Genomic DNA, 12,262 nt, shown 5'->3' with positions numbered 1-12,262 from the left:
TATATAAAAATTGCTCTTAAAAGCGGAGAAAATTAGAGGAAGCTAAGAAAAATAAAGTTTTTATGGGATTAACCATAAAAACTATTATACAAATAAAGAATTCACACTTTCATTGTGATAAACCCTACGTATTACCTCACCAAAAATAGGTGCTACGCTTAGGACTTTGATTTTATCCATTTGTTGTTTTAAAGGTATGGTGTCAGTTACTACTAGCTCATCTAATACGTCTTTAGCTATCCTTTCATAAGCTACACCACTAAGCACAGGGTGAGTACAGCAAGCTATAACAGACTTTGCACCTTTGCTTTTAAATACTTCAGCGGCTTTTACTATGGTTCCTGCTGTATCGATGATATCATCTACTAAAATCACTTCTTTATCTTTTACATCACCGATGACATTCATTACTTCGCTTTCATTGGCCTTTTCGCGTCTTTTATCTACTATAACTATATCAAGTCCTAAAGCTTTTGCTACGCTTCTAGCTCTTGCAATACCACCTATGTCAGGACTTGCAATGATAGGATTTTTATAGTTTTTATTTTTGATATAATCATTAAAAATAATACTTCCATAAAGATTATCCACAGGTATATCAAAAAAGCCTTGAATTTGTCCAGCATGTAAGTCTATGGTAGCTACTCTATCTACTCCTGCTGATTCTATAAGATTTGCTACTAATTTTGCTGTAATTGGTACTCTGGGGCTTGCTTTTCTATCTTGTCTAGCATAGCCAAAATAAGGGATAATAGCAGTGATAGAGCTTGCACTTGAGCGACGCAAAGCATCAGTCATGATTAAAAGTTCCATGAGATTGTCATTAGTTGGAGCACAAGTACTTTGAATGATAAACACATCTTTACCGCGCACACTCTCATCTATTTGAATGCTAATTTCACCATCACTAAAACGCTTTACACCTGCATTGCTTAGAGGTAATGAAAGGTATTTTGAGATTTTTTTAGCAAATTCTTCATTTGCTGAACCAGAAAATATTTTATATCCACGCATATATAAGCCTTAGAAAGTTTTTTGTGATGATATAAAAAGTTTTTTAAAAATACAATAAAACATATCAAAAGCCGTGTAATCTTTTTAAATCTGCATCAATAGGAAATTTATTTCCATCTTTATCTACGCTTACATAAGTTACTATAGCTGAAGTTACATGCATACAATACACACGACCATATTCATTAGCTCTTTGAGTAACTACTTCTACTTCTACGGTTATAGAAGTATTGCCTGCTTTGATGATTTTTGCATAGCAAGATACTAAATCTCCTACGAAAATAGGTTCTTTAAAAATGATTTTATCTACCGCAACCGTAACAACTCTTTGTGGAGAGAGTTCTCTTGCGGCAATGGCTCCGGCTAGATCAATTTGTGACATGATCCAACCACCAAAGATATTACCAGCAGGGTTTGTATTGCTTGGCATAGCTATAACTCTTAGCTTAGGTTCTCCCATATCTTTCATACATTCTCCTTGTGTTTTAAAAAAAACATTATAATTAAGTTTTAAAAATAAAGAAAGGTAAAAAATGAATGATTTTAAGCAAATAGCAAAAATTGTGAAAAATAGGAAACAAAATATCAATAGTCTTTACAATATACTTCAAACTAATCAAAGTCATCCTTTGATAGATAGGGCTTTAGAACTAGCTAACCTTGAAAATGAGAAAAGCAATGTTTTGGCAATGTTGCGTCGTTTGGTGGATTTAAAAGAGGAAAATTTAGTCCAAGAACTTGAGAAAAAAGGTTTGAATGAAGATGAAATTTCCCAAATAAAATATAAAGTTTTTTCTTTAGTAAGAGCCTTTTATGAAGTAGAACATCAAGATTTAATCGATGAGATAAAAAGTAAAAATTTACTTGATGAGTTTTATTTGGCTTTGGTTCAAGGTGTGCATAATATAGGCGTAGTGATGAATTCTTTTGAATTTGTTTGGAGTAAACAAATTTTAGATACAAATAATAAAATCTTAAAAGAACAATTTCCAAATTTAAGTGATGCATTGGAGTTTTTAAAGCAAAATGAGCTTTATCAGCTTAATCAAGATGGTGAAATTTGTGAAAGAAGTTATGGGGCTTTAGTGAAAATAGGAACTCTTTGGAGATTTTTACCTTATGCAAAGGCCTTTGAAAATGAAGTTTTAAAGCTTGAATATGAGTTTGATAAACTTTTAGAAAAACTAAGAAATTGTGCACTAGATGATGAAAAAAATGCTTATATTGATTATATAGAAAAATTAAAATTTGCTTTTTGCGAAAAAGATAATAATGAAGTAGTTAAAAAATGGCAAGAGGCAGAACTTGCATGGATGAAAGTAAAATGTCCATTGCAAATTGGTCACCCTTTGGAATACTATGAAGACTCTTATACGCATGCTGTGGCACTTGAATGGGATATACGTTTAGAAGATGTGAGCGATTTTAATGGGAGTGAGTTTAAGGATAAAATCAAAGAAAGCTTTGCAATGGTGTATGCAAATTTAGATGAAGAAGATGAAGCTTTGTTTGATGAGGTAAATTTTAATCTTGAAAAAACACAGCTTTATATTTGTATGCCTATGATTTTTTATGGGGCAGAGCTTAAAGGGCTTTTTTCTGCTCAAGTAGTGCCAAATGATGAATATGTAAGCAATATGGCAGGTAAAAAGATCTTTGCTTTTTTAAATTATGTTTATGAAAATGCAAAAACTAAACCTTTTATGAAACTTTCTTCTATGGTGTTTGAAAAAGAATTTTTAGATTATGGTAGAGAAATTTTATTTTATAATGAAAAATTATGGAAAAGAATTTATGAAGTTTCAACCATAGGCCATGAGTTTGGGCATATTTTCTTTGTGGCAAATGATAGCGAAAAGAAAATGAATGAAAGTGGTGTGTTTAAAAATATAGAAGAGTTTAAAGCTACTGCAGGTGGGCTTGTGAATTTCTTTTTACATGAAGAAGATGATTTAAAACTTCCTGTATTTTATGAGCTTATTAAAAGAGCTATAGGTTTGATCGCTTGGCAAAGAGTAGAGGAGGTTAAGCCTTATTATACCGAAGGTTTGATTCATTTGTCTTTATTGTTTAAATCAGGGGTACTATCTTTTACAAATGAGAAATTAAACATTAAATTTGATGAGGAAGCTTATGAGGCCTTTAAGGCTGTGTTTATGCAAAATTATTATAAGCTAGCAAGACATTATATGCTAAAAGAAGATGCTAAAAATTATTTAGATGAGTTTTGTGTTTTAGAAGATGAGGTGTTTTTACCACTTGATGAGGAGTGTAAGGAATTTGTAAAATACTACTATGAATTACACAAGCTTTATGGTAATGAAATCGATGAAAGCGGAGAGTTTGAAAAATACTCTAATGCAAAATAAAATTTAATCAAGAAGAATTTAACTTTCTTCTTGATATTTACTATTTTCTAATTCTTTTTCCATATCTTTTTGTGTTTTTAAAATAGCTTTACTAAAACCATTTAACACTGAAAATGGAGCAAATTGTGCTGCTCTTTTTTCTCTTGACATTGGTGGGAATTGTTTTGATTTTTGATATTTTATATCTATTATATCTTTATAATCATCACGCATTATGACCTCCTATTAAAGAAGCAATTTCTTTGGTTTCATTATCTAAACTCGAGGCTTTTAAAATAGCCTTTTTGCCAAATTTTTGCATGATTTGAAGTCTTGCTTTTTGGAGTTTTTCTTCTTTTGCAAGTTGATTTTTTTCTTGTAAAATTGCATTAAAATCACTAAATAAATTTAATTCTTGATAATTTTCTTGTGGTTTATCTGTGATATTATTTAAACTTAGGCTAATTTTTCTAACGCTTAAGTTTTTATTGCTGATTTTGTAAAAAAGCTCCAAGGATTTTTTATTGATGATTTTTAAAGAATGAGTGAAATTTTCTAAATTCATACTTCCATGAGCATTTTTAGGTATGATTCTTCCATAATTATCTTTAGTAATAGCTCCTTTATAAGAAGCTAAAAGGTTTGAATTTTCTAAATTGCTTTTATCATATTGTATATCTAGCGTGATATGGTTTGTTTTAAGGTTATTTTGTATAAGTTCAAGTACTAAATGATCGACAAGTTCTTTTAAAACTTTTATTGCTTGATTATTATCGTATGCAAAAGGTAAAACCTTGGCCATGACTTTAGAATGATTTTGTGATTTGTAGTTTTTAATATCTTTCATCGTGCAAGTTTCAATACCCCATGCATGATCAATTAAAAGTTCAGCATTAATACCAAAGTGTTTATAAAGTAAAGCTTCGTGTTTTAAAGAAAATCTTGCAAGATCTCCCATAGTGTGAATGTTTAAATTTGCAAGTTTTAAGGCAATACCTTTACCTATACGCCAAAAATCTTTTAAAGGCTTGTGTTGCCATAATTTATATCTATATAATTTTTCATCTAAAAAGGCTATAAGCAAACCATTTTCATCTACTTTTTGTCTTTTAGCAAGTATATCCATGGCAATTTTAGCTAAATATAAATTTGTACCTATACCAGCTGTTGCGGTGATTTTACTTGTGTGTAAAACATCAAGCAAGATTTTAGTAAGCAACTCATAAGCTGAAAGTTTATATTTTTCAAGATAAGAACTAAGATCAATAAAAACTTCGTCAATAGAATATATGTGGATATCTTTAGCGTCAAAATACTTTAAATAAATGCTATATATTTTTGTACTAAATTCTATATAAGTAGCCATTCTAGGCTTAGCGATGATGTAATCTAATTCTAAATTTAAATCATTTTCAAGTTCTAATGTATTAAAACTTTTGGCCTTGAAGTGGTGTTTTTGAGTTTGTTTTAATCTTTCTTGGTTGATTGAGTGAATTTTTTGTTTAAACTCAAAAAGTCTTAATCTACTAGGTATATTGTAAACTTTTAATGCGGGGGAAACTGCCAGTATAATGGTTTTGTCTGTTCTTAACTCATCTGCTACAATAAGATTTGTTGTTAAAGGATCTAAATTTCTTAAAATACATTCAGCTGAAGCATAAAAAGATTTTAAATCAATAGAAGCATAAATTTGCATAGCATCAATTAACTTACCTTAAAAATTAATCAAACTTGATATGTAATTATATCAATAAAAATTGATAAATTAGATTGAAAGAAAATAAATTTTTATAAAAGTGGCGGACAGAGAGGGATTTGAACCCTCGAGACCCGTTAAGATCTGCACCCTTAGCAGGGGTGTGGTTTCAGCCACTCACCCATCTGTCCATATTAGAAGGGAAAGTATATCTTATTATTTATAAGATATACCTTAAATTTATACACTAAGATAAGCTATGATTAAAGTTATAATAAAACCAGCACTTAAAACAGCTATTTGTTTGCCTCTGTCTTTACGTATAGCTATAATTGTAATTAAAAGTCCTGAAACATAAAGTATTACCATAGCAAGTGCAAAGGCCAAACCAAGCACAGAAAAATACCACATTCCTTTGTCTTTATGAAGTAAAATCATATTTCCTAGTAAGCTTCTATCTTTTGTAATAATTTCGTAATTATTTTTATCTATTTTGATGATACTTGATGTATAGTTTATAGTACCAAGCTCTATGCCATTGCCTTCTTTATTAAGTTTTGGTTCTAAAGATGAAGGAAGTTTTAAATTATTTTTCTTTAAAAAATCAATTAAAAAGTCAGTTTCAGCACCTTCTTGAATAACAGCTTGAATTTTATAGCTTTGAATTTTGGCTCCACTTTCTCCATCAAAGCCTGCTATATAAGCAAAACCAGTAATTGCATATAAAAATGCTAATGGTAAAAAAAACAAACTAATATAAATATGAATTTGTCTGAATAATTTGTTTTTATTCATTTTTTAACTCCTTTTTGAAAATAATAAAAAGTATATTGTTAAAAAATGAAGTGAAAGTAAAATTAGTCTTTTTTAAATTTACGTGCTAGAGTAAAAAAACTACGTATAATTCCATAAAGTACATATAAGCTAGCAACAATCAATGCACTTTCTAAAAAATATAAATAAAGCATAGAAAATAAAATTACCAAAAGAATAAGTACTTTCAAAACATTTGCACGTTTTAGATCGATTTTTTTAAAACTCGGGTATCTTATATTGCTTACCATTAAAAAAGCTAAAAGTATTTGAATACACACTATCACTAAAGAAAAATCATGTAAAAAATCATAATATAAATAAGCACTTACCCATAGAGCACTTACAACTGCAGCCGTTGGTATAGGTAATCCTATAAAAACTGAAGGTTCATAAGTTCCTGTGGTGATATTAAATCTTGCTAAACGTATAGCTCCAAAAACTACAAATAAGCCTGCTATTAATGAACCAAAACGACCATATTCATAACCTATACTCATATAAAAAAGCATAGCAGGTGCAACACCAAAAGCTATTATATCGGCTAAAGAATCAAATTCAACTCCAAATTTGGAGGTAGAATTTGTAGCTCTTGCTACACGACCATCTAAGCCATCACAGATTAATGATAAAATGATATAAATCAATGCCCTATCAAAGTTTTGATTAATAGAAGCTATTACTGAAATGATTCCTAAAAATATGGAAGCAGCAGTAAAAAGATTTGGTAAAATATAAATTAGTTTAAAATTCATGGATTTAAATATCCTATCAATGCACCAATACGTACTTTATCATTTTCATTTATACAAATTCTAGTATCTTTTGGAAGTAATAAACTTACACTACCATCAAACATAAAACCTATACTTTGCCCATGGTTTAAATGATGACCAAAATCATCAATATGAGCTTTTCTATTTAAAGCTCCAAAAATTATACGTAAAGCCCATTGTTTACCTTTAGAGCGAGCTAAAAATAACATTCTTTCACTCATTAAATTTGTATTTTTCATAAATGGACATAAAAAAAGTCCATGTCTTACTCTAGTTTCTTCTATATCCATATCAAGTGGAGCTATAATATTTCCTTGAGAGAAAATATTATTAATAATTTGTACTTCTATGCATTCGCCAAGCTCTCTATATGAGCTTGTTTTAATGCATTTTATTTTTCCTTCTATAGGTGCCACAATAGTATTTGGATCTGCTATGTAATTAATTTTACTAACCCTAAAAAGATAGACAAAAAGTATAAAAATACACCATAAAAGCCAAGAAAATCCCCATATAAGTTGAGCTATTACAAAAACTATAGCTAGAAGTATGAGTAAATTCCAACCAGTTTTTGTAATAAAATTTGTTTTCATTAGTTTTCCTTAGTAGCTTCTTGCTCTTTTTCTTCTAAGCGTGTTGGAAGATTATTTTCTTCTTCATAATTTTTAATAATCTCTCTCACTTTAGTACCATCAATGGTTTCTTCTTCATAAAGTGCTTGCACCATTACTTCTATAGCGCCACTATAAGTTTTTAAAATTTCTTTTACGCCTGCATAGCGTTCATCTAGAGTTTTCTTTACATATTCATCTAAATCTTGTGCCATTTTATCAGAATAATCTTTGATGGTTTGCCCTCCACTCAAGAAAGTATTCCTTTGTTTTTCAAGTACCATTAAACCAGCTATTTCACTCATACCATACATAGAAATCATAGCTTTAATGATATCGGTTGCTCGTTCAAGGTCATTGCTTGCACCTGTTGAAATTTCTTTAATGAAAATTTCTTCAGCAGCACGTCCACCTAAAAGTACATCAACTTCGGCTAAAAGCTCGTGTTTTTGCATTAAAAATTTATTTTCTTCAGGAGTGTTAAGTGTATATCCTAAAGCCGCTAAACCGCGTGGTATAACAGAAACTTTACTTACTTTTTTAGCACCTTTTGTGGTTTCAGCTATTAAAGCATGACCACATTCATGGTAAGTTACGATTTTTTTCTCTTTGTCATTAATTCTACGCGATTTTTTCTCAAGTCCCGCTATAGCTCTTTCTACCGCTTCAACTAAGTCTTTTTGTTCCACATGTTTTTTAGAATCTCTACCTGCAAGTAAGGCCGCTTCGTTAATGATATTTGCTAAATCAGCACCTGCAAGTCCTGCTGTTAATCTTGCGATATCTTCTACTTTTACTTCAGGTGAAATTTTAACATCTTTCATATGAACTTTTAAAATATCGCATCTACCTTTAAAATCAGGTTTATCTACTAAAACTTGTCTATCAAAACGTCCTGGTCTAAGTAATGCTGCATCAAGTACTTCGGGACGATTTGTTGCTGCTAGAACAATTACCGGTGAGCTTTCGGTACCAAAACCATCCATTTCAGCTAAAAGTTGATTTAGGGTTTGCTCTCTTTCATCATTACCACCCATCATACCACTTGCTGCACGTGATTTACCTATAGCATCAATTTCATCAATAAATACAATAGCTGGAGCTTCTTTTTTGGCATTTTCAAACAAATCTCTAACTCTACTAGCTCCAACGCCCACAAACATTTCTATAAAAGACGAACCTGATACGCTAAAAAATGGCACATCAGCTTCGCCTGCTACTGCTTTTGCAAGTAAAGTTTTACCTGTACCTGGAGGGCCTACAAGCAAAAGTCCTTTTGGAATTTTTGCCCCAAGATTGATGTATCTTTCAGGATATTTTAAAAAATCAACAATTTCTTTAACTTCTTCTTTTGCCTCCTCAACACCTGCAACATCATTAAATTTAACCTTTGGTTTTTCTGAATTTACAAGTTTTTTAGAACTTCCTATACCAAGTATAGATCCGCCCATATTTTTTTGCATGCGAGAAGCTAAAAACATCCATATGCCAAAGAAAATAAATACCGGTAAAACCCAAGAAAGTAAGATGTCTATAAACCAATTACTTTCATTAAATGCACCATAAGAAACACCTTTTGAATCAAGTAAAGGTACAAAAGTAGCATCATTTGGAACTTTTTTAGTAAGGTATACCATATTTCCTGCTTTAGATACAGCTTTTATAGTGGTTTGACCTATATTAACTTGAGCAATTTGATTATTTTCAATTAAAGTTTTTAATTCAGAATAAGTAACTTTTTTAGTGTTTTCCCCACCCATAATGCCCATGCTACCATCATCAGAAAATCCTTTAAATAAAAGAATCATCACGATAGCAAAAATAGCAAAAATAAAAATGGGGTTTTTATTGAAAAAGCCATTATTATTTGAATTATCTTTTGAATCGTTTGGTTTTTTATTCATTATTTTGTTTCCTTTTTGTAAGCTAAACTCAACCATTCTCCTTTGTATTTACATTCTAACAAAGTTAGATCTTTGAATTTATCTTTAATTCTTTCTTCATATTTATTTAAGATACCAGATAAGATCAAAATCCCACCTTTTTTAGTTTTATCTTTAAGATCTTTCTCTAGTATGATTAAAATATCAGCAATGATATTTGCTACAACTATATCATATTTATGTAAGCTTTTATTAATAGAACCTACCCAAATATCATCAAATGAAACTTGATTTAATTTCGCATTTTCTTTGCTTGCAAGTATAGCTAATTCATCAGTATCACAAGCTTGCACTTTGGCTCCAAGTTTTGCCATGATGATGCTTAAAATTCCACTTCCACAACCTACATCTAAGCAAAATTTGGAACTATCTGCATATTTTTGTAAAAATTCTATACAAGTATAAGTACTTTCGTGATGTCCCGAACCAAAAGCTAAGGCAGGATCTATAATAATATTGATTTTGTCTTGTTTAGCTTCTTGCCAAGTAGTGTGTATATGGATATTGCCAATGGTTAAAGCTTGTATTCCTTTTTTATATTCTTCTATCCAATTTTTATTTTCTTTTTTTTCTAAAGTAGAATGAAAATGAATATGAGTATTTAAATTTTCACATAATTTTTGATGAAAATTTAGTAAGGCTGTTTGAATGAGTTCTAAGTCTTCTTCTGAGCGTATGTAAATACCATTGTCTTTTTCTTCTATGGCATCTATATCTAGAGAAAAAATAAGATCAAGGAATAAATCTAAATATTCCTTGTCTGTTTGAAAAAAAAGTTCGTAATAATATGTTTGCATAAAAACTTATAATCAACCTTCGTTTGTTCCTAAAACATCTTCAAGTTTTTCTTTTAATACTTGAGGTGTAAAAGGCTTTACAATATAGTTGTTTACACCCGCTTTTAAAGCCGTGATAACTTCTGCCTTACCACCTTCTGTAGTTACCATGATAATAGGCATATCAGTGTATTTTTCTTCCGCTCTTACTTTTTTTACTAGTTCCAAACCATTCATTTCAGGCATATTCCAGTCAGTAATTAAAATTTTAATATCATCATTTTGTGAAAGTAAGTCCCAAGCCTCAACTCCATGTTCGGCTTCTAAAACATCTTTATGACCTAATCTCACAAGAGTATTTTTGATTATTCTTCTCATGGTAGAACTATCATCAACTACTAATAACTTCACTTTTTTTCCTTTATTTTGATGTAATTACATAAATGTAATTGTATCGTTTTTATTTTTATTAATCAATTAAAGTATATATTATACCATTTTAAAATAAAATTAGAATTTAATTATTCTCCATTTTTATTATGATTAAACTCAGGTACAATTTCCTTTAAAACTTTTACAGGATCTTTGCTTTGGAGTAATTTCTCTATCTCTTGATTTAAAATTTTTAAATTTTTAATCTCACTAGTGGTGACAAAAATACTTTCGTATTGAGTTTTTAAGTCATCTTTGTGGATTAAAAGTTCTTCATAGAGTTTTTCACCTTTTCTAAGTCCGGTAATTTTGATTTCTAATTTTTTATTAGAAAGTAAAAGCATTTTTTTAGCTAAATCCATAATTTTTACAGGCTCACCCATATCAAGCACAAATAATTCTCCACCTTTTGCAATAGCAGCAGCTTGCAAAACAAGTTGTACAGCTTCGTCTACTAACATAAAATAACGTACTATATCAGGATGGGTCAGGGTAAGTGGTTCATTGGCTGCAATTTGAGCTTTGAATTTAGGTATAACACTTCCACTTGATCCTAAAACATTGCCAAAACGTACACAGGCTACTTCAAAATTTTTACAACTTGAGCTTAATGCATAAAGTTCACAAATTCTTTTTGTACAACCCATGATATTAGTTGGTCTTACGGCTTTATCTGTGCTTATCATAACGAATTTGGCAACTTTATAGGTTTTTGCAAGATCGATTAAATTTTTAGTACCTATGACGTTATTTAAAATAGCTGAATGTGGATTTTGTTCACATAAAGGTACGTGTTTATAAGCTGCAGCATGTAAAATCAAATCTATGTTTTTTTCTTGTAAAAGTCTTTCTAAAGCTTCTTTGTTTAATATGCTCATCATAATAGGTTCAATTTTTTCTTTATGCAAGCTTAACTCTTCATTGATTTTATATAAATTATACTCGCTATGATCAAGCATAATTAAGTGTTTTACACCAAATTTAATACACTGTTTGCAAAGTTCACTTCCTATAGTTCCGCCAGCTCCGCTAACTAAAACTACTTTATCTTTGATAAAATCAATCACGCAAGCATTGTCTAAGTCTTTTGGTTTACGAGCTAGTAAATCTTCAATACTTATATCTCTTGCTTCATTTTGTGTAAAAGAAAAAAGTTTTATATCATTAACACCATAAGCAATTAATTCATCAAAAAGTTTTTTTAATTCTTCTTGTTCGAGTTTTAAAGCAATAATAGCAGTATGAATACCTTCAGCGGTATATTTTCTAATAGCTTCTTTTTCTTCAACTATAAATTTATCACAGTAAGTACCTATTAAATTTTTACGCTCATCTACCACAGCTACAGGAAAAAGACCTAAACTTCCTTCTTTGGCTCCTTTTAATAAATGCAAAGCCTTTGAAGTGGCACCAACTACTATACAAGGGTGTTCCTCGTTGTATTTTGGCTTTCTAAAATCAACAATCATTCTTTTGCTAATGCGCAAACTTCCAATTAGCATACAAGATAGAACAAAGTCTATACCTATAACGCTTCTTGGAAAAGGATTGAAAAAATCATCATAAAAATAATAAATTACCAAAAATACAAGCTCAGCTAAAGCCAAAGCAATGACTAGTTTACGTGCTTCATTAAGTGAAAAAAACCTCCAAGCAACTTGATAAATTCTAAAAAAAGCTAGAAAAATGATTTTAAGTAAAATCAAAATCACAGCACTTTTAAACATACCTTCATAAAATTCACTTGGAATATCTGCGCTAAAGCGTAAGGAAAAAGATAAATAAATACTTATAACAAAAAGTAAAATATCAGCACCTAGGAAAAAACCTAGACGTTTGCTTTTATAATCCAT

Annotated in this window: 12 protein-coding genes and 1 tRNA gene; 1 reads left to right on the top strand and 12 read right to left on the bottom strand. The window is 30.1% G+C overall.

The window, feature by feature from the left end; translation table 11 throughout:
* Positions 1 to 84 precede the first annotated feature (84 nt).
* Together CORN_RS06785 and CORN_RS06780 are read right to left on the bottom strand one after the other, a co-directional pair.
* Positions 85 to 1,014 (bottom strand): ribose-phosphate pyrophosphokinase, encoded by a 930-nt coding sequence (locus tag CORN_RS06785; protein WP_066008535.1) that lies wholly within the window; start codon positions 1,012 to 1,014, stop codon positions 85 to 87.
* 64 nt (positions 1,015 to 1,078) lie between these two features.
* Positions 1,079 to 1,483 carry an acyl-CoA thioesterase gene (locus CORN_RS06780; RefSeq protein ID WP_044599200.1) on the bottom strand — a complete coding sequence of 135 codons (405 nt, stop codon included), beginning with the start codon at positions 1,481 to 1,483 and terminating at the stop codon, positions 1,079 to 1,081.
* 64 nt (positions 1,484 to 1,547) lie between these two features.
* Between CORN_RS06780 and ciaB the strand changes: the two genes are divergently transcribed.
* On the top strand, positions 1,548 to 3,383 hold the full coding sequence (gene ciaB / locus CORN_RS06775; RefSeq protein ID WP_066008534.1) for an invasion protein CiaB: 1,836 nt from the start codon (positions 1,548 to 1,550) through the stop codon (positions 3,381 to 3,383).
* Between the two features lie 18 nt (positions 3,384 to 3,401).
* On the opposite strand, the gene CORN_RS06770 is transcribed toward ciaB, so the two are convergent.
* From CORN_RS06770 to pglF, 10 genes are all read right to left on the bottom strand, one after another.
* A complete protein-coding gene (locus CORN_RS06770; RefSeq protein WP_066008533.1) occupies positions 3,402 to 3,596 on the bottom strand; it encodes a hypothetical protein in 195 nt (64 codons plus the stop codon).
* On the bottom strand, positions 3,589 to 5,058 hold the full coding sequence (locus CORN_RS06765; protein WP_066008532.1) for a Y-family DNA polymerase: 1,470 nt from the start codon (positions 5,056 to 5,058) through the stop codon (positions 3,589 to 3,591). Before CORN_RS06765 ends, CORN_RS06770 begins: the two co-directional genes overlap by 8 nt.
* A 101-nt stretch (positions 5,059 to 5,159) precedes the next feature.
* Positions 5,160 to 5,249, bottom strand: a tRNA-Ser gene (locus CORN_RS06760).
* Positions 5,250 to 5,298: 49 nt separating this feature from the next.
* The gene (locus CORN_RS06755; RefSeq protein WP_066008531.1) at positions 5,299 to 5,853 is read right to left on the bottom strand and encodes a hypothetical protein; all 555 of its coding nucleotides are present in this window, start codon (positions 5,851 to 5,853) and stop codon (positions 5,299 to 5,301) included.
* Between the two features lie 62 nt (positions 5,854 to 5,915).
* Complete coding sequence (gene pssA / locus CORN_RS06750) at positions 5,916 to 6,626, bottom strand: CDP-diacylglycerol--serine O-phosphatidyltransferase (protein ID WP_066008530.1); 711 nt, start codon at positions 6,624 to 6,626, stop codon at positions 5,916 to 5,918.
* Complete coding sequence (locus CORN_RS06745; RefSeq protein ID WP_066008529.1) at positions 6,623 to 7,240, bottom strand: phosphatidylserine decarboxylase; 618 nt, start codon at positions 7,238 to 7,240, stop codon at positions 6,623 to 6,625. Before CORN_RS06745 ends, pssA begins: the two co-directional genes overlap by 4 nt.
* Positions 7,240 to 9,162 (bottom strand): ATP-dependent zinc metalloprotease FtsH, encoded by a 1,923-nt coding sequence (gene ftsH / locus CORN_RS06740; protein ID WP_066008542.1) that lies wholly within the window; start codon positions 9,160 to 9,162, stop codon positions 7,240 to 7,242. Before ftsH ends, CORN_RS06745 begins: the two co-directional genes overlap by 1 nt.
* Positions 9,162 to 9,998, bottom strand: coding sequence for a 50S ribosomal protein L11 methyltransferase (locus CORN_RS06735; RefSeq protein WP_066008528.1), 837 nt, complete (start codon positions 9,996 to 9,998; stop codon positions 9,162 to 9,164). Before CORN_RS06735 ends, ftsH begins: the two co-directional genes overlap by 1 nt.
* Before the next feature lie 12 nt (positions 9,999 to 10,010).
* On the bottom strand, positions 10,011 to 10,388 hold the full coding sequence (locus CORN_RS06730) for a chemotaxis response regulator CheY (protein ID WP_066008527.1): 378 nt from the start codon (positions 10,386 to 10,388) through the stop codon (positions 10,011 to 10,013).
* A gap of 110 nt (positions 10,389 to 10,498) precedes the next feature.
* Positions 10,499 to 12,262 (bottom strand): UDP-N-acetylglucosamine 4,6-dehydratase (configuration-retaining), encoded by a 1,764-nt coding sequence (gene pglF, locus CORN_RS06725; protein WP_066008526.1) that lies wholly within the window; start codon positions 12,260 to 12,262, stop codon positions 10,499 to 10,501.

Source organism: Campylobacter ornithocola, assembly GCF_013201605.1.
Classification (GTDB): Bacteria; Campylobacterota; Campylobacteria; order Campylobacterales; family Campylobacteraceae; genus Campylobacter_D; species Campylobacter_D ornithocola.
This window is presented reverse-complemented; position numbering and strand designations above follow the sequence as displayed.

Bases quoted from the DNA above. Each gene is read 5' to 3' on its own strand.
- CORN_RS06785 (WP_066008535.1), bottom strand. From the start codon at position 1,014: ATGCGTGGATATAAAATATTTTCTGGTTCAGCAAATGAAGAATTTGCT.
- CORN_RS06780 (WP_044599200.1), bottom strand. From the start codon at position 1,483: ATGAAAGATATGGGAGAACCTAAGCTAAGAGTTATAGCTATGCCAAGC.
- ciaB (WP_066008534.1), top strand. From the start codon at position 1,548: ATGAATGATTTTAAGCAAATAGCAAAAATTGTGAAAAATAGGAAACAA.
- CORN_RS06770 (WP_066008533.1), bottom strand. From the start codon at position 3,596: ATGCGTGATGATTATAAAGATATAATAGATATAAAATATCAAAAATCA.
- CORN_RS06765 (WP_066008532.1), bottom strand. From the start codon at position 5,058: ATGCAAATTTATGCTTCTATTGATTTAAAATCTTTTTATGCTTCAGCT.
- CORN_RS06755 (WP_066008531.1), bottom strand. From the start codon at position 5,853: ATGAATAAAAACAAATTATTCAGACAAATTCATATTTATATTAGTTTG.
- pssA (WP_066008530.1), bottom strand. From the start codon at position 6,626: ATGAATTTTAAACTAATTTATATTTTACCAAATCTTTTTACTGCTGCT.
- CORN_RS06745 (WP_066008529.1), bottom strand. From the start codon at position 7,240: ATGAAAACAAATTTTATTACAAAAACTGGTTGGAATTTACTCATACTT.
- ftsH (WP_066008542.1), bottom strand. From the start codon at position 9,162: ATGAATAAAAAACCAAACGATTCAAAAGATAATTCAAATAATAATGGC.
- CORN_RS06735 (WP_066008528.1), bottom strand. From the start codon at position 9,998: ATGCAAACATATTATTACGAACTTTTTTTTCAAACAGACAAGGAATAT.
- pglF (WP_066008526.1), bottom strand. From the start codon at position 12,262: ATGGATTATAAAAGCAAACGTCTAGGTTTTTTCCTAGGTGCTGATATT.